Origin of the sequence: Kitasatospora sp. NBC_01266 (assembly GCF_036242395.1) — a bacterium.
Classification (GTDB): domain Bacteria; phylum Actinomycetota; class Actinomycetes; order Streptomycetales; family Streptomycetaceae; genus Kitasatospora.
Genome location: NZ_CP108458.1, coordinates 7,463,551 through 7,482,465 on the forward strand (window position 1 = coordinate 7,463,551; position 18,915 = coordinate 7,482,465).

5 protein-coding genes are annotated in these 18,915 nt (G+C 72.9%); 2 read left to right on the top strand and 3 right to left on the bottom strand.

The window, feature by feature from the left end; translation table 11 throughout:
* Positions 1 to 30 precede the first annotated feature (30 nt).
* From OG403_RS32110 to OG403_RS32120, 3 genes are all read right to left on the bottom strand, one after another.
* The gene (locus tag OG403_RS32110; RefSeq protein WP_442911019.1) at positions 31 to 1,791 is read right to left on the bottom strand and encodes a phytoene desaturase family protein; all 1,761 of its coding nucleotides are present in this window, start codon (positions 1,789 to 1,791) and stop codon (positions 31 to 33) included.
* Positions 1,703 to 11,170, bottom strand: coding sequence for a non-ribosomal peptide synthetase/type I polyketide synthase (locus OG403_RS32115; protein ID WP_329570618.1), 9,468 nt, complete (start codon positions 11,168 to 11,170; stop codon positions 1,703 to 1,705). Before OG403_RS32115 ends, OG403_RS32110 begins: the two co-directional genes overlap by 89 nt.
* A 284-nt stretch (positions 11,171 to 11,454) precedes the next feature.
* Positions 11,455 to 12,741, bottom strand: coding sequence for an LCP family protein (locus OG403_RS32120; protein WP_329570619.1), 1,287 nt, complete (start codon positions 12,739 to 12,741; stop codon positions 11,455 to 11,457).
* A 587-nt stretch (positions 12,742 to 13,328) separates the two neighbouring features.
* On the opposite strand from OG403_RS32120, the gene OG403_RS32125 reads away from it, so the two are divergent.
* Positions 13,329 to 14,435, top strand: coding sequence for a serine hydrolase domain-containing protein (locus OG403_RS32125; RefSeq protein ID WP_329572671.1), 1,107 nt, complete (start codon positions 13,329 to 13,331; stop codon positions 14,433 to 14,435).
* 63 nt (positions 14,436 to 14,498) lie between these two features.
* Positions 14,499 to 18,620 (top strand): Pls/PosA family non-ribosomal peptide synthetase, encoded by a 4,122-nt coding sequence (locus OG403_RS32130; RefSeq protein ID WP_329570621.1) that lies wholly within the window; start codon positions 14,499 to 14,501, stop codon positions 18,618 to 18,620.
* The last annotated feature ends 295 nt before the right edge of the window (positions 18,621 to 18,915 follow it).

An 18,915-nucleotide genomic window follows, 5' to 3' on the forward strand; every position in this document is an offset into this window, starting at 1 on the left:
GTCGGCTTCTGCCGTGACATGTCTGGGGCCCTATCGGGGTCTGGCGGCCGGCTGATGCGTGGACCGCTTGGCGTGGTGGGGCAGTGGGCCCAGCCGGTCGGGGTGCCAGGGCGTGCGGTCGGTGCTCTCCCAGGCCCGGAACTCCAGGCCCAGCTCCGCGCAGAGGAACTGGGTGGCGAACCGGCCGGAGGAGGCGGCCCGGATCAGTCCGCCCATGCCGATCCACTGCCCGGCCATCGAGAAGCCGGCCAAGCCCGGCAGGCGCATCCGCTCCTTGTTGACCAGCCGGGTGGCCAGGTCGTCCGCCGCGGAGAAGGACATCCAGGCGAGGATGGAGCCGTGGGTGTTGCCGGTGAACCGCTCGGTGGTCACCGGGGTTGCCACGTCGAGCAGTTCGATCCGCGGGCCGATCCCCGGATAGCGTCGCTCCAGGAAGTCCCGGACGAAGTCGGCGACCTGGGACTTGCGGGCGCGGTACTCCCGGCGATCCGCGGTGCGCAGCGCCTTCCACTGGGCGTAGTCGCTGAAGTAGGTGCAGTGCAGCACGGACTTTCCCGGTGGCGCGAAGCCCTCGGAGTAGCGTGAGCGCAGTTGCACCACCAGGCTGCCCTGCAGCGAGCCCGGCAGGGCCTGCTGCTCGGCCCCGGAGAGCAGGTAGGTGGTGCTGTGCGCCTCGTTCGGGCCGAGGTCGCCGTCCAGGCCCACGAAGGCGGAGACCACGCCCGGGTACAGGATGCCGGGCGCGGTGAGCAGTTGCTGGTAGAGCCGGTCGACGGTGGGGCTGGTGTACTGCCCGCCCAGTAGTCCGTAGACGGTGGTCCGGCCGTCGCAGGCCGAGACGACGTGGTCGGCGAAGTGCCTTGTGCCGTTCTTGAGTTCGACCCCGATCGCGCGGTCGTTCTCGACCAGGATCCGGGCCACCCGCGCCCGGTAGTCGATCCGGCCGCCCAGGGAGGTGTACCGCTGCTCGATCGAGCGCGCCAGTCCGAGTGAACCGCCTTGGGGGATACCGCAGTTGTCGTTGTGCGCGGCGGCGAGGTTGAACAGGTAGGGCAGCAGCGGGAAGTTCTCGTGGTCCTGGAAGAAGATGTTGGGCAGCGCCCGGCGCAGCAGCGGGTCCTGGAACCGCTCGGCGAAGGCGCTCATCGGGGTCGCGGCGGTGCGCCAGAACAGCCGGAAGTCCGGCAGCACGGTGCGCAGCGTGCGGAGCTTCTCGGTGGGTGTCTGGAGCGCGGTCGGTTTGAGGAAGGGGTGGAGGTCCAGGGCGGTGAAGCGGCGCAGGTCCCGGCAGAAGGCGCGGATCGGCTTCGCGTCGGCGGGGGAGAGCTCCAGCAGGTGCCGCTCCAGCCGGTCGGGGTCGTGGTAGAAGGTCACCGACCTGCCGTGCTCGTCGGTGACCCGGTTGAACATCTCGAAGTTGGTGATGCTCTTGCCGTCGAGCGCGCCGAGTTCCCGCCAGATCCGGTTGGCGTCGTTCCCGGCGGCCGTGCCGATCAGCCACTCGATGCAGTAGTCGAACAGGTAGTCCTCGCGCGACCAGGCCGTGCAGCAGCCGCCGGGCAGCACGTGCTTCTCGAGGATGCGCGTGCGCATGCCGCTCATCTGCGCGTAGCAGCCGGTGGACAGGCCGCCGATGCCCGCGCCGATGATGATCACTTCGGGCGGGTCGCCGGCCCGGCGGGCGTCCCGGGCGGCTCGGCCGTCACGCACCGCGGGCACCGACGCCGGTGAGGATCGCGCGGACCAGCCCGGCGTTGGGTGCGAGATACTCCCGGTCCAGCATCTCGGCATGGACGCCGAAGCCGCGGTGCAGCTCGGCCCCGCCCAGCGAGCTGCCGTGCCAACTGCCCTGTCGGCCTTGGGCGTAGAGCGCGAGTTTCGGCACGTCGGAGATGACGCTGACCGGGGCGGTGAGGGTGGCGAGGTTCGGCGTCCGACCGCAGAAGTCCAGATAGTCCCGAGCCTGGTCGAGGGTCTCCTGGGCGACGATCTCGGAGCCGGTGTGCTGGTGCAGGTGTGCGCCGAGCTCGCGCTCGAACGCCGAGAGGTGCTCGTCGGTGACGGTGAAGGACTCGGGGATCCGGTACGAGTCCATGATCAGCACGTGCGCCACCTCGCGCCCGCGGTCCTCCAACTCCCTGGCCACCTCGAAGGCGAGGTTGCCGCCGAGCGAGTAGCCGAACAGGGTGCAGGGGCCGTCGCTCTGCAGCGACTCGACCAGATCGGCGTAGCGGGCCGTCTTGTCGTCACCCGCCAGGTAGTTGAACGCGATGACCTCGAAGTCATCCAGATGCTCGGCCAGTTGCCGGTAGACCAGGCCGTGGCCGCCGGCCGGCGGGAACGCGAACAGCGGCGCGTGCGCTGTGGCCGCGCCGGTGTTGAAGTGCAGGCAGGGCCGGGTGTCGCCGCCCCGGCCGGCGGCGAGCTGCTCGACGGTGGCGGCCATGCCGGACAGGGTGGTGGCCCGGAACAGCAGGCTGACCGGGATGCTGAACCCGAACTCCGTCCGCAGCTCGTGGATCAGCTCGATCAGTCGCACCGAACTGCCGCCGACCTCGAAGAAGTCGTGCTGCAGGCCGACCTGTTCCAGGCCGAGCAGCCGCTGCCAGTGATCGGCCATCCGTACCTCGTACGGCGTCACCGGCGGCTCGAAGGCCCGGGTGTCGACGGAGCGCGGGGCCGGTAGCGCCGCGAGGTCCACCTTGCCGTTCGGGGTCAGGGGCAGCTCCGCCAGCTCGACGAAGTGCGCGGGGATCATGAACGACGGCAGGGTGCGGGCGAGTTGCCGACGCAGTTCGCCGGCGTTCAGCGCGGACCGGGGGCCCGGCACGCAGTACGCGCACAGCACCGACTCGCCGCTGTCGTCCTGGCGGGCCGTCACCACGGCGGCGGTCAGACCCGGACGGTGGGACAGCTGCGCCTCGATCTCGCCGACCTCCACCCGGTGACCGCGGACCTTCACCTGCCGGTCCAGGCGCCCGAGCAGGTGGAGACCGCCGCCGCCGTCCCAGTGCGCGAGGTCGCCGGTGCGGTACAGCCGCAGCGGCTCACCGCCCAGCGCCACGGTGACGAATCGCTCCTCGGTCTGCGCCGGGTCGGTGTAGCCGATCGCGACCCCCTCGCCGCCGACCCACAACTCGCCGGGGACACCGGGCGGGACCGGCTGCCGGTGTTCGTCGAGGATGTACAGCGCGCTGTTCGGGAACGGCCGCCCGATCGGCACCATCCGGGTCGCCTCCAGCACCTCGGCGGCCCCTTCGTAGTAGGCGCTGTCGACGGTCGCCTCGGTGAGCCCGTAGGAGTTGACCAGCCGGGTCCGCGGCCCGGCCAGCCGGTGCAGCCGCCGGTGCTCCTCGACCCGCCAGACGTCCGAGCCGACGATCAGCAGGCGCATGAAGTCCAGGCGGTGGCCGGTCCGTTCGCAGTGGGCGAGCAGCGGGCGCAGCACGGCCGGGACGAACTCCGCGCAGTCCACCCGCTCGGTGCGCATCGTCTCGTACAGCCGGGCGGTGTCGAACAGCAGGTCGCGGTCGGCCAGCACCAGGGTGCCGCCGGAGCACAGGGCCCGGACCAGGTCCCCGGTGAAGACGTCGAAGGACGGGGCCGCCAGCTGCAGGTGGACCCGGACGTCGGTGTCGAGGCGGTACTCCTCGCGCCAGGCGCCGTACGCCGAGGCCAGGTTGCGGTGGCTGATCTGGACGGCTTTCGGGCGGCCGGTCGATCCGGAGGTGTGGATGAGGTAGGCGGGCGAGTCCAGGTCGACCGGGGGATCGGCCGGCGCGGTCGCGGCGTGCCGGGGTGCTGTGTCCGGTGCCGGCGGGTCCGCGAGGGCCAGGATCTCGGCCGGCAGTTCGGCCAGGTCGCTGCTCTGGGCGTCGGTCCCGGTGACCACCAGGGTCGCGCCGGCGTTGCCGACCAGCGCGCGGAGCCGGTCGACCGGGTGGGAGGGGTCGAGCGGCAGATAGGCGGCGCCCGTCCTGAGCACCGCCAGCAGGGCGGTGATCAGCTCGGGCGACTTCTCCAGGCAGACCCCCACCACCGTGCCTGCCCCGGCCCCGCGAGCCCGCAGGCGGTCCGCCAGCCGGCCGGAGCCGGTCGCCAGCTCGGCGTAGCTCAGCCGTCGGGTCGCACCCGAGGTGGACGGCGCCACCACCGCGACCGCCGCGGGCTGCTCGGCCGCGCTGCGCAGGATCAGCTCGTGCACCGGCAGGTCGGGGGAGACCCGGCGCCCGGCGCCGCTCCACTCGTCGAGGATGACCGCCCGCTCCCGCGAACCGAGCAGCTCCAGCCGCCCGACCGGCTCCGTCGCCGTGGCCCGGGTCAGCGCGTCCACCAGGTTGGTGTAGTGCGCCGCCAGCCGCTGGACGCTCTCGGGCAGGTAGAGATCCGTGTTGTACTTCAGCACGCAGTGGAAGCGCTGGTCCGCCTCGTCCTCGTAGACGGACAGGGTGAGGTCGAACTGGCCCTCTTCCTCGGGGAGTTCGATGTACTCCAGGCGGTAGCCGTACTTCTCGGTGGCGACCTTGTGGGTGAGCAGGATGAACATCGCCTGGAACACCGCCGAGCGGCTGGGATCGTGCCGCAGGCCGAGCTGCTCGACCAGCAGCACGAACGGGTACTCCTGGTGGTCCAGGCCGCCCAGTACGGTCTCGCGGACCCGGGCCAGCAGCTCGCTGACGGTGGGCTCACCGGCCAGACTCACGTGCAGTGGCAGCGGATTGACGAAGTACCCGTAGACCGAGGCGAGTTCCTCCTCGGTGCGGCCCGCCACCGGGCTGCCGACGATGACCTCGTCCTGCCCGGAGTACCGGTGCAGCAGCAGGTAGTAGGCGCTCAGCAGCACCATGAAGACGGTGACGCCGTGCTCGCGCGCCAACGCGTGCACCCGGCCGCTCAGTTCGGCGTCCAGCAGGAAGAACTCGGACGCTCCGTTGTGGGTCTGCACGGCCGGCCGGGGCTTGTCGGTCGGCAGGCTGAGCACCGGGATCTCGGCGGGCAGCCGGCCGCGCCAGTAGTCCAGCATCCGCCGCGCGTCCGGACCCGCCAGGAAACGGTTCTGCCGGTTGAGGAAGTCGAGGTAGCGGGCGGGCACCGGCGGCAGGTCGACGCCACGGCCCTCGCGCAGCGCCTGGTGGACCGCCAGCAGTTCCTCGATGAAGGTGAAGGTCGAGATGGCGTCCGAGACGATGTGGTGGACCGCCTTCATGATCACCCAGTGGTCCGGCCCCCGCTGGAAGAGCCGGAAGCGGACCAGCGGATCGCTCTCCAGCTGGTACGGCTTGCGGTACTCGCGCACGATCAGGGCGCGGATGGACTCCCACTCCTGCTCCCGGACATCGAACAGGGCGAGGTCCGGCACCGGGTCGGCGCAGATCCGCTGCACCGGCTGGCCCTTCTCCAGCAGGAAGTTGGCCCGCAGGCTGGGATGGCGTGCGAGCAGCACCCGGAAGGCCTCGAACATCAGCTCGGGATCGATCTCGGTGCGGACCTCCACGGCACCGCCGATGTTGTAGGCGAAGCTGTCCGGGTGGAGCTGCTTGAGGAACCACAGCGCCTTCTGGTTCTGCGTCAGCGGGTACTGCTGCTCGTCGCTGAAGAGCTCCACCGCCGGGCCGCCGTCCGCGCCGGCCGCGCCGGCCGCGAGTCGGCTCGCCAGCGCGTCGTGGACCTGTTCCGCCAGCCGCCCCAGCGGAGCGCTGCCGAGCAGCGCCACCACGGGCAGCGTCACCTTCAGCTCGGTCTGCAGCCGGGCGCGCAGCTCCATGGCGAGCAGCGAATCCAGCCCCAGCGCGGTCAGGCCGGCCTCCGGACCCAGCTGCCCGGGCGGCAGGTGGAGCACACCGGCGGCCAGCGCGGTGAGCATGCGCGCCGCCAGCAGCCGCCGGCCCGCCTCGTCCGCCTCCCGGAACTCCTCCAGGAAGCCGCTCTGCTCCTGGGCGGACGGGCCGTCCTCGAGGGCGAGTTCGGCCACCAGCGGCAGCGGCGAGTCGTACCAGGCCAGGAAGACCGACCAGTTGACGATCGGCGCGACCACCAGCTGCGCGTGCTCCTGGCCGATCACCCGCTCCAGCACCGCCGTGCCGACCTGCGGCGACAGCGGGCTCATGCCACGGCTGTCGCGGTAGTGGTCGATCAGCCCCAGCTCCTCGATCATGCCGGTCGCCCAGGGACCCCAGTCCAGGCTCAGCGCGGGCAGGCCGAGCGCGCGACGGTGCTGGGCCAGCGCGTCCAGGAAGGCGTTGCCCGCCGCGTAGTTCGCCTGACCGGCGGTGGTGAGCAGCGAGGCGAGCGAGGCGAAGAGCACGAAGTGCTCGATCGGCTCGGCGGGCAGCAGGCGGTGCAGCAGACAGGCGCCGACGGTCTTGGGATCGTGGACGGCGTCGAAGCGGGTGCGGTCGAGGTCCGCGACGAGGGTGTCGTCCACCTGGCCGGCCAGGTGGAACACCCCTCGGATGGGCGGTTGGCCGGTGCGCCGGTACTCCGCCAGCCAGGCGGTCAGCCCCGCCTCGTCGGTGATCTCGAGCCGGACCGGGATCGGCTGAGCGCCCAGCGCCTCCAACTCCCGCACCAGCCGCACCGCGCGGGCGGCCGGGCTGTCGGGGTCGAGACCGGACCAGCTGCCCCGCTCGGGCAGCGCGCTGCGGCCGACCAGGATGAGTCGGCGCGCGCCCCGGCGCGCCAGGGCGCGGCAGAGCACCTGGCCGAGCGCACCGAAGGCACCGGTCACCAGGTAGCTGCCGTCCGCGCGCAGGCGCAGCGGCAGCGGCCGGGTCAGGCCGGCCGGCGGGGTGAGCCGGCAGGCCAGGCGGCGGCCACCGCGCAGGGCGAGTTCGGGCTCGTCGTCGACGAGCAGCTCCCGCAGCAGGGCCTCGGCCGCCGACCGGTCGGCGGCGGGGTCCGTGCCGCCGGCCGACTCGAGGTCGACCAACTTGCCTCGGTGGGCGGTGAGTTCCTGGTACCACAGGACCCGGGCGACCCCCCAGGCCGGTGCGCCGAGCGGTTCCACCCGGTCGCCGTCGGCCGCTGCCTGGGACCCGCGCGTGACGATGTGCAGCCTGCTGCCCGGCAGTGCGGCGGGCAGCGCCTGGGCGAGGGCCACCAGGGAGTACGAGCCGTGGCCGGTGTACTCGGCGAACCGGGCGGGAACGGCGGCGCCGAGGGTCGGCAGGTCGAGGTTCCACAGGTGCACCACGGTGTCGAACGGCCGCTCCGCGCGGCCCAGTTCGGTCAGCAGGGGGGCAAGGTCGGCGAGTGAGCCGATGGTGGAATCCCGCGCCCCGGTCCGGAACTCCGCACCCGGGCGCACCAGATGGCAGTGGGCACCCCGGGCGGTCAGCAGGGCGGCCAGCTCGTCGGCGACCCCCGAGGCGTCGGCCAGCAGCAGCCAGCCGGCTCCCGTCACGTCCGGCAGCTCACCGCTCTGCTGGCCGAGGCCCGGCAACTGCGTCCAGGTGGGCTCGGAGAGCCAGCCGTCGATCGTGCCGAGCGCGACCGCGGCCTGGGTCTGCTCGATGTCGGCCGCCCGGAAACCGCTGATCCGGCCCAGCGGCCGGCCGCCGTCCTCGTACAGCGAGATCTCGCCGACCAGCTCGGCGCCCTCGCGCCGGGAGATCCTGGTGTGCACCCAGAGCGGACGGTCGCCGACCGGCTCCAGGCGCACCTCCGCGACGGAGAGCGGCAGCAGCATGCCGCGCGGCTCCTCGGTTGACGCGAAGTCCGGCGGCCCGCCTGGCTGGCCGCCTGGCTCGTCCGCCTGCCCGTCCGGCTGCCCCTGCGCCTGTCCGTCCGGCAGTCGCGCCGTGAGCAGCGCCTGGAAGCAGGAGTCCAGCACGGCCGGGTGGACGTGGTGGCCCGCCGGATCGCTGCCGAGCGATGCCGGCGGCCGGATCCGGGCGAGCGCCTCGTCCCGGCCGATCCACACCTCCTCGATCCCCTGGAACGCCGGGCCGTAGTGGTACCCGAGCCGCGCCAGCGCCGCGTAGCAGGCCGGCCCGTCCAGCCGGCGGGCGCAGCGGGCCACGGCCGCCTCGGGGTCGAGCGGCGCGCCGAGGCTGAGCCGCTGACCGGCGCGCACCACGCCCTGGGCGTGCACCGCGCGCTCCCCGCTGTCGGCCGTGGCGACGGTGAACGCGGCACTCTCGGGCGCGAAGGAGAACTGCACCGTGCGGACGCCGTCGTCCGGCAGGAAGAGCGCCTTGCGGAACTCGACGTCGGCCAGCACCGCCCGGGAGCTGCCGGTCATCGCCCGCACCGCCTGCGCGGCCATCTCCAGATAGCCCGCCGCCGGGAACACCACGCTGCCCTGGATCCGGTGGTCGTCCAGGTAGGGCAGCGCCTCGGTGTCGATCCGGGCCTCCCAGACCGGCTCGACACCCGCCGTGCGACGACCCAGCAGCGGGTGGTCCACCCGGCCCAGGCGGACCTGCGCGACCGATGCGGGCTCCGCCCAGTACCGGTCGCGCCGCCACGGGTAGGGCGGCAGCGTGACGGGCCGGCCCACCGGGTGCAGCCGCCGCCAGTCGAGGTCGACGCCCAGGTTGTGCAGCGACGCCAGCGAGAGGGCGAAGCGCTCCGGCTCGTCCTCGTGGCGGCGGATCGAGGGCAGGGCCGTCCCCTCGACTCCCTTGGCGGCCAGGTTCTGCACGATCGCCGCACTGAGCACGGGGTGCGGGCCGATCTCCAGGAACAGCCGGTGGCCGTCGTCCACCAGGCGGTCCACCGCGGCGCGGAAGCGGACCGGCTCGCGGACGTTGGTCCACCAGTACGCGGCGTCCAGCTCGGGGCCCAGCGCAGTGCCCTCGCGGCCCGTCAGGTACAGCGGCAGCTGGGCCCGGTCGGGCTTCAGCCCCTCCAGCGAGGCGAGCAGCTCCTCCTTGATCGGTGCCATCCGGGCACTGTGGTACGGGACTTCGACGGCGAGGAACTTCGCGAAGAGGTCGTCGGCCGCCAGCTCGGCGGCGAGCCGCGCCAGCGCCTCACGATCCCCGGCCAGCGTGACCGAGGTCGGGCTGTTGACCGCGGCCACCGACACCCGCTCGCCGCACGGCCGCACGCGGCGCCCGGCCTGCGCCTCGGACAGGTTCACCGCCAGCATGGTGCCGGTGCCGACCAGCCGCTGCTGCAGGCGGCTGCGGTGCACGGTGACCTTGACCGCGTCCGCCAGGCTGTAGACCCCGGCCTCGTGGAACGCGGCCACCTCGCCGGTGCTGTGCCCGACCACCGCGTCCGGTCGCACGCCGTAGCTGCGCCACAGCGCCGCCAGGCCGACCTGGAGCGCGAAGTTCGCCGGTTGCGCGAGCCAGGGTTCACCCATCCGGGAGTCGGCCTCGTCCGCCTGGAGTTCAGCGATCAGCGACCAGCCGGTCTGGCGGCGGATCTCCTGGTCGCAGCGCTCGATCGCCTCGCGGTACACGGCTTCGGTGGTGAACAACTGGCGGCCCATCGCCCACCACTGCGGCCCGACGCCGGTGAAGACCCAGACCAGGCCCCGCTCCTGGGACTCGCGCTGCCGACCGGACAGCAGCCGCGGATGCGGTTCACCCCGAACGGCGGCGGCCAGTGCCTCGTCCAGCGACGCGCGCGAGGAGTACACCACGGACAGCCGCGCCGGAAGATGCTGCCGGCGGTGTGCCAAGGTCCAGCCGAGATCGGTCAACGAGGTGGTGGAGTCCGCGAGTTCCTGGCGGAGCCGGTCGGCCAGCTCGGGCAGCGCGGCCGGCTCGCGCGCGGTGAGCGGCAGCACGGTGAGCGGCAGCACGGTGACGGTGCCGCTCTCGGCAGGGGCGGCTCCTGCCTGGTCCGATACCTGCTCCGGTGCCTGCTCCGACGCCTGCTCCGGTGCCTGCTCCAGCAGGATGTGCGCGTTGGTGCCGCCGAAGCCGAAGGCGTTCACCCCGGCCCGCGCGGGCCCCTGGTGCTCGGGCCAGTCGGTCGGTCGGGTCGGGATCTCGAACGGCAGCGACGCCAGATCGATGTCGGGACTGATCTGTTCGAGGTTGATGTGCGGCGGGATCCGCTGGTGCTTCAGGCAGAGCACCGTCTTGATCAGCCCGGCGACTCCGGCAGCGGCCTCGGTGTGCCCGATGTTGGTCTTGACCGAGCCGACATAGCACTTGGCGCCCGGCTCGCGCCCGAGCGAGAGCGCGCGGCCGAGCGCCGCCGCCTCGAGCGGATCGCCGACCGGCGTGGAGGTGCCGTGCGCCTCCACGTACTGCAGGCTGCCCGGTGAGACACCGGCCTCGGCGCAGACCCGCTCGATCAGGGCGACCTGGGCGTCCGGACTGGGCACGGTGATGCCGTTGGTGCGGCCGTCCTGGTTCACCCCGCTGCCGATCACCACCGCGTGGACCCGGTCGCCGTCGCGCAGCGCGTCCGCCAGCCGCTTGAGCACCACCACCCCGACCCCCTCGGCCCGGACGTAGCCGTCGGCCGAGGCGTCGAAGGTACGGGAGCGGCCCTCGGCGGAGAGGAACCCGCCCTTCGTCTCCGCGATCGTGTACTGCGGTGCCATGTGCAGCAAAGTGCCGCCCGCCAGCGCCAGTTCGCTCTCGCCGCGGAGCAGGCTCTGACAGGCGAGGTGGACCGCCACCAGGGAGGAACTGCAGGCCGTGTCCAGGGAGATGCTGGGACCGCGGAAGTCGAAGCAGTGCGAGATGCGGTTCGAGACCATCGTCATCATGGTGCCGGTGGCGGTGTGCGCGGCCAGCGACTCGAAGCCGAGGTCGGCGAACTGGAGGATCTTGTAGTCCAGGGTGAACGCGCCGATGAAGACGCCGACTTCACGCCCGGCCAGCGCGGCCGGCCGCTGGCCGCCGTCCTCCAGCGCCTCCCAGGACACCTCCAGCAGTTTGCGCTGCTGCGGATCCATGTGCTCCGCCTCGCGCGGGCTGATCCCGAAGAAGGCCGGCTCGAACTCGTCGAAGCCGTCGATGTACCCGCCCCGGCCACCGACCAGCCGCCCGGGTTTGGCCCGGTCCCGGCTGCCGAGCGTCGCAACGTCGTACCGGTCGGCGGGAGTCGGGGTCAGACAGTCCCGACCCTCGATCAGGTTCCGCCAGAACGTGCGGTGATCGCCGGCGCCTCCGGGAAGCCGACAACCGATCCCGATGATCGCGATCCGTTCCCGGGCGTCCGCCGAGTCCGTGTTGGTGGTCGAGTCCTGAGGCCCCACGAGTACTCCCCGAAGCTCGCTGCATCCCTGAGTGATCAATACTTCACTATGGGTCACAACGTCTTCAAACTACCTGGAGTGCGACCACTCGAACGGCCCTACGGAGTCGCCCGCGGTGCGGGGAGTCGGGCACCTGGCCGACAGCTGCCGGCCGGCGTCGTCCGCAACGCGCGCCGCTGCCGCCACCGCCCCGAGCCGCTCGACCGGATCCCCGAACGCGCCGACCCCGACGGCCCGTTGCTCCCCCGGGAGGCCGGCCTCGCGCACCCGCCTGTCGCCGGGCGTCAGGGCGCCGAGTTGGGCACGTCCGGGTTCTGGGCGAAAGCCTCGATCGGCGAGCCGAACGGGGTGGTGTCCTCGGTGCTGACCTTGGCGCAGCCCGGCGCGGAGCCCGCGTTGAGCGGGTTCGCGCCCCCGGGGGCGGTGGTCGGGCCGGTACTGCTGCCACCGCCATTCCCGGCACTGCGCGGCGCGGCGGCCTTGACGGCGTCCGCCGCGGTGGCCGCAGGGGTACCGCCGCCGGAGAACGACTGGTCGCCCTGGATCGCCCGGAAGACCGCTGTGGCCTCGGGGGCCAGCACGAGGTCCTGCGCGAAGACCGGGTCCTGGCCGTTGTAGGGCGAGTTGGGGGTGGTCAGGAAGGTGATCTTGTTGGTGGGCACGTCGTTGAGCTGGGCGGCCAGTTCGGCGAGGTCGGCGAGTCCGTTCAGGCCGGGGTCGACGGTCAGGGACTTGGTCGCGGCGTTGGCCAGTGCGTAGAGCGTGCCCGGGTTGGTCAGGGTGCCGGCGCTCCGCAGCTTCTGGATCATCGCGGACAGGAAGACGTGCTGGGCGTCCTCGCGGCCGAGGTCGCTGCCGTCGCCGAAGCCGTGCCGGGTGCGCAGGAACTCCAGTGCCGCCAGGCCCTGCAGCGTGTGGGTGCCGGCGGTCAGCTTCAGGTGCGAGTCCGGGTCGTAGACATTGTTGTCGACGCAGACCCGGACCCCGCCGACGGCATCCGACATGTTCACCACCCCGGCGAAGTCGATCATCATGAAGTGGTCGATGGTGATCCCGGTCAACTGGTGGACGGCCGCCACCGTGCAGCCGGGGCCGTACTGCAGGCTGCTGGTGATCAGGGCCGGGCCGGTGCCGGGGTGCAGCTGCCCGGTCCGCGGGTCGGTGCAGCCGGGCAGGTCCAGCACGAGGTCGCGCGGGATGCTCAGCACCGTCGCGTTGGTGCGGTTGGCGGCCAGGTGGACGAGCATCTCGACGTCCGCGTTGGCCCCCGGGCCGCAGTCCCCGCCGATCGCGCAGTCGGCCGCGGTGTTGCGGGTGTCCGAGCCGATCACCAGGATGTTCTCCGGGCTGCGTCCGGCGGCGTCCTTCGTCTCTGGCGCCTGGCTCCCGGACCCGCTGAACAGCGGGCTGCTCCTGATGTTGCCGTCCAACTCCAGGTACACATAAGCCCCCGCGCCCAGCAGCAGCGCCAACGGGACACCGAGCCACAGCGCGATGCGGCGCCCGCGCCGCCGACGCCTCGGCTTCCCGTCCTCGTCCGCCGGGTCGCGGGAGGGCTGGTGGTCACCCATGCGTGTCAGTTCCCCGTCCGTGCCGACGGCAGTCTCTCAGCCGTGCTGCCGCTGCGTCGGCCCTCTCACGGCCTCGCCTCTGATGATCCATCAGTGTGCCGGGCACCGGACGTCGACGTCTCGCGACGCACCCTGAACGGTCCCTCATCCGCTCGTCCGGGGGTGCGCCAGCGCTGCCGGGCCTGCTGCGCGGGGACGGTGGCCGGCCGGTTCGCGGTCGCCGCCTGCCCGGGGCGGCCAACCCGTGGGCGCGGTGCGGTCACTGGGCAGATCGTCAGCCATCGGCGGCACCGCAGCGGCCTGGGGCCCGGGTGGCAACGCCGCACGTGTGCGGGCAGGTCGGCGCCGGGACCTGGAGCCGACCCGCGACCAGGAGCACGGTCCCGGTCGGCGGGCTCCCGGGAGCAGGCTCCCGGCCTCGCCCTCGTCCCTGGCGCGGACGCGCCGCCGCAGCCGCGCGTGATCGTCTTGGGGTCGGCCCGGGAGTCGCCCGGCGCCTTACCCACCACAGGAGTTGTCCCGTGCACGAGCAGGTCTCCCACCGGTCGCGGTTTCCCCGGCGGCAGCGCGACGGTCGACCCGGAGCCATCGCGGCCGCGGTCGCCGTGGCCGCCGGCGCGCTGCTGATCGGCACCGCCGCCCCGCTGCCGGCCTTCGCCGCCGCCCGGCCCGACAGCGTCCAGCAGCGCCTGGACGCGCTGGTGCACGACGACGGGATGCCGGCCGCGCTGGCCGCCGTCAAAGACCGCGACGGCCGCACCCGGAACTACACCGCCGGCGTCGGCGACCTGACCACCAAGGCGAAGGTGCCCACCGACGGGCTGGTACGGATCGGCAGCGACACCAAGACCTTCACCGCCGTGGTCATGCTGCAACTGGTCGGCGAAGGGAAGGTCGACCTGGAAGCGCCCGTCGACACCTACCTGCCGGGCCTGCTGCGCGGGGACGGCATCGACGGACGCCGGATCACCGTCCACGAACTGCTCCAGCACACCAGCGGCCTGCCCGACTACGTGAACCAGAGCGCCATCATCGCGAACCCCAAGCGGTACGCCGAACCCCGCGACCTGCTCGACCAGGCCCTGGCCAAGAAGGCCGAGTTCGCCCCGGGCACGCAGTGGGCCTATAGCAACACGAACTACGTGGTCGCCGGCCTGATCATCCAGCAGGTCACCGGCCGACCCGTCGGCGAGGAGATCACCCAGCGCGTCATCGACCGCATCGGGCTGCGCCACACCTCCTTCCCCACCCCCGGGGACATGGCCATCCACGGACCCCACCCGGAGGGCTACCTCCAGGACCAGGCCGGCGCACCGCTGCGCGACTTCACCGAGCTGGACCCCTCCTGGGCCTGGGCGGCGGGCGCGATGATCTCGACCCCCGCCGACCTCAACCAGTTCTACAACGCGCTGCTCGGCGGCCGACTCCTCGCGCCGGCCCAACTGGCCCAGATGCGCAGCACGGTGCCCGCCGACCCGCTGGGCCCCGGCGCCCGCTACGGCCTGGGCCTGGTGAGCCGTCCGCTGTCGTGCGGCGGCGTGTACTGGGGCCACGGCGGCGCCATTCCGGGCTACGAGACCGCCGGGGGCGCCACCGACGACGGCCGCGCCGTCGACCTCACCGTCACCACCCTCCCGGGCAGCGCCGCCGCCCAGCACCAGGCGGCTGCCGTGGACGCGGCCCTCTGTCGGTGACCGCGGTTTCTTAGACCGACCGGAAGCTCCACAACCAGGGCGGGCCGGGATCGTTCGCCAGGTATGGAGAAGACAGAACACAGCGCCGCGCCGGACTGCGCGACGGCGCCACCTGGCGCGGGCGGATTGCCGCCCGTGCCGGTGGTCCGGCGGCTGGCCCAGTACTTCGAGCGGACCTGCGACCGGGTACCCGGGAACGTCGCGGTCAGCTGCGGGCCGGCCGAGCTGACCTATGCCGAGCTGGACCGGCAGGCGAACCGTTTGGCCTGGCTGCTCAGACGGCGGGGCGTGGGCAAGGGCAGCCGGGTGGGGATCCTGCTGGAGCGGTCCCTGGACACCTATGTCGCGCTGCTCGCCGTGCTCAAGTCCGGTGCGGCCTACGTGCCGCTCGACCCGTCGTTCCCGGCCGACCGGATCGCCTTCATCGCCCGGGACGCGGGCCTGGCCGACCTGGTGACCGGTTCGGCCCTGCTGGAGCGCACCCGCGGCCTGTGCTGCCCGGTGCTGGAACTCGACGAGGCGGCGGAGAAGTTGTCGGTCGAGTCGGCCGAGCGCCCGCAGGTCGAGGTCGATCCGGCCTCGCTCTGCTACGTGATCTACACCTCTGGCACCACCGGCCGCCCCAAGGGCGTGGCCGTCTCGCACGCCAACATCGTCAACTTCGTCCGGGTGGCGGCGCCGGTCTACCAGGTGGCTGAGCGGGACCGGGTCTACCAGGGCCTGTCGATCGCCTTCGACTTCTCGGTGGAGGAGATCTGGCCGGCCTGGGTGGCGGGGGCGACGCTGGTGGCCGGACCGGGCGAGGAGCGGCGGGCGGGGCAGGGCCTGGCCGAGTTCCTGCACGAGCAGTCGATCACCGTCCTGTGCTGCGTGCCGACGCTGCTGACCACCGTCGAAGCCGAGCTGCCCGCGCTGCGCACCCTGCTGGTGAGCGGTGAGGCGTGCCCGCCCGACCTGGTGAGCCGCTGGGCCCGCCCCGGTCGGCGGCTGCTCAACCTGTACGGCCCCACCGAGGCGACCGTCACCGCGACCTGGACGGAACTGCTGCCCGGCCGCCCGGTCACCATCGGCGTGCCGCTGCCCGGTTACCGCGTCCACCTGCTGGACGAGCGGCTGCGACCGGTCCCGGACGGGCAGAGCGGCGAGATCTGCGTCGGCGGTCCCGGCGTGGCGATCGGCTACCTCAACCGGCCCGACCTCACCGCCGAGAAGTTCGTCGGCAACCCGGTGGAGCGGGACCGGGAGTCGAGCCCGCGGCTGTACCGGACCGGAGACCTGGGCCGGTGGACCCCCACCGGTGAGATCGAGTTCCTCGGCCGGATCGACACCCAGGTCAAGATCCGCGGCTACCGCGTCGAGCTGGCGGAGATCGAGGAGGTACTGCGCGAGGACGCCGCGGTGGAGAACGCGGTGGTGCTCGCCCGGGAGACCGGTGAGCAGGACGGCATCCCGCAGCTGGTCGGCTACGTCACCCTGACGGACCGTGGCGTGGGTGGCGTGGGTGGCGTGGGCGACTTGCGCGGTGGTCCGGACCGTCCGGACGACCAGGCCGCACTGCGCGAGCGGCTGCACGCCGCGCTGCGCCGCCGCCTGCCCCACTACATGGTCCCCGCCTTCGTCGAGGTGCTCGCCGAGTTCCCGCTGCTGGCCGCCGACAAGGTGGACCGCAAGGCACTGCCCGCGCCCACCTCGCCGCCGCTGGGCCGCGGCTCGCGCCCGCACGTCGCCCCCGCGACCGCGCTGGAACGTCAACTCGCCGAGCTGTGGCGGCAGACGTTGGGCGGCGGTACGGACATCTCGGTGGAGGACGACCTCTTCTGCGATCTGGGCGGCCACTCGATGACGGCGGCCCGGCTGATGTCCCGGCTGCGCGGGCTGCCGGCGCTGGCGCGGCTGGCGATGGCGGACCTGTACGCCCATCCCACGGTGCGGGGCCTGGCCGCGTTCGTGACGGCCACCGACCAGCAGACCGACCAGCCGACCGATCACCCGACCGAGGAGCTTGCCGAGGCCCCGATCGGCGCGGCGCCGCGCCCGGTACGGCACTCCACCGCCCGGGTCGCGGTCTGCGGTGCGGCCCAACTCGCCGCGCTCTACGGATGGCTGCTGCTGGTCGGCCTGCCGGCCCTGGTGCTGCTGTACCGGCTGCTGCTGGTCGCGGGCGTGCCGGTGCCGGGCCTGAGCGCCGGCGGGACCCTCGGCCGCCTCGCCCACCTCGACGTCGACCGGTTCGTTCCGCTGGAGATCGGCTGGACGCTGGCGAACGCCGTGCTGCTCCCGGCGCTCGGCGGCCGGCTGCTGCTGGCCGGCCTGCGACCGGGCTGGTACCCGCTCTGGGGCGCCGTGCACCTGCGGTTCTGGCTGTACACCAAGGTGCAGGCGCTGACCCCGGTCACCGTGCTGGCGGGATCCCCGCTGCTGACGCCGTTCCTGCGGCTGCTCGGGGTACGGGTCGGACGCGGCTGCCACCTGGCGGCCGCGGGCGGCCTGTCGCGGTTCGTGGCCATCGGCGACCAGGTGAGCATCGGCTACGGCGCGCGCGTCGAGACGCACACCATCGAGGGCGGCTGGCTGCGCCTGGCACCGGTGCGCCTCGGGGACGGCAGCTTCCTGGGGACCAACAGCGTGCTGCTGCCCGGCGCGGTGGTCGGCGCGGGCGCCTCCGTCGGTGAGCAGTCGCTGCTGGTGGCGGACCAGGTGGTGCCGGCCGGCGAGCACTGGGCCGGGTCGCCCGCCGCCCGGCTGCCCGCGGCGCCACCGGTGCTGCAGGCGATGGCCGCGCAGGCGGATGACCGGCCGTGGCCGATCCGGGTGCTGGCCGGCTACGCCGCCGGAGCGCTGCTGCTCCTGCTGCTGCCGGTGCTGGTGCTCACCACCGCCGGCGCGGCCGTCGCGGTGGTGGCCGAACGGGACGGCTTCGGTGCGGCCGTCCTCGCCACGCCGCTGGTCGGACCGGTGTTCGTCGCGGTCAACTGCGCGCTGGTGCTGCTGCTCAAGCGCGCCGTACTGCCACGGGCGCGGGCCGGGATCCACCCCGAGCGCAGCGGCTTCGGGGCCCGCAAGTGGCTCAGTGACCGGCTGCTGGGCTACAGCCTGACGGTCACCCAGTCGCTCTACTCCACGCTCTACCTGGTGCCGTTCCTGCGGCTGCTCGGCGCGCGCACCGGCCGCTGGTCGGAGGTGGCGACGGTCAGCTTCGTCGACCCGGACCTGCTGGTGATCGGCGAGCGCAGCTTCCTCGCGGACGCCAGCGTGGTCGGGCCCGCGCTCTTCCACCGGGGCCGGATCGCGCTGGCACCCACCGAGGTCGGCGCCCGCAGCTTCGTCGGCAACGGCGCGCTGCTGCCCGCCGCCGGCCGGATGGGCGACAACAGCCTGCTCGGCGTGCACTCCGTCGCGCCCGCCAAACCGATCGGCGCCGAGACGACCTGGCTGGGCTCTCCGGCGATCTTCCTGCCGCGCCGCGAGGCGAGCCGGACCTTCCCGGCGAAGTACACCTACGACCCGACCCCCGGCCTGATCGCGGCCCGCCTGGCGATCGAGTTCCTGCGGGTCACCCTGCCCGCGACGATCGGCGCCCTCAGCGCCCTGATCACCCTGCGCCTCGCGTTGCGGCTCGCCGAGACCGAGCCGGTCCCGCTGGTCCTGCTGCTCGGCCCGGCCCTGCTGCTGGCGGGCGGCACCATCGCCACCCTGATCGTGGTGCTGCTCAAGTGGCTGGTGATCGGCCGCTACCGGCCACGGGTCGAACCGCTCTGGGGCATCTGGGTGCGGCGCACCGAGCTGATCACCGGCCTGTACGAGAACCTCGTGGTGCCCGCCCTGCTCGGCCTGCTCACCGGCACGCCGCTGGCGCCCTGGGTGCTGCGCCTGTTCGGTGCCCGGATCGGCCGCCGGACGCACCTGGCCACCACCTACCTGACCGAGTTCGACCTGGTCGAGGTGGCTGACGACGCCGCCGTGGGGGAGGCCACCTCGCTGCAGACCCACCTGTTCGAGGACCGGGTGATGAAGATGTCCAAGGTCACCGTCGGGCGCGGCAGTTCGGTCGGACCCCGGTGCGTCGTGCTGTACGACGCCGAGGTCGGGGCCGGGACGGTGCTGGAGGCGCTGTCGCTGGTCATGAAGGGCGAACGGCTGCCCCGGCGCAGCAGGTGGCGGGGGATCCCCGCGCGCCCGTGCTGAAGCCGACTGTGCTGAAGCCGACCGGATGACCCGGTTACCAGGTGATCGTGTGACCAGTGCGCTGCCAGGTGAATCGTCGGCGAAGGGGTTACCCCGGATCGCCTGCCTCGTTGCTCCAGGCATGTGTTCCGACTTCCGATCGCCTGCCGCGCTGGGCGAAACGATTCTGCACGAGGCCCCGATCTTCACGCGTCTCGTCGAGCTCTGGCACCATCACGGCCGGATGGTGCCAGGGCAGCCCGATCAGGAGTGGTGCCGACTGGCCGAACCACCCCGGTTCTTCCTCGGCCGCACT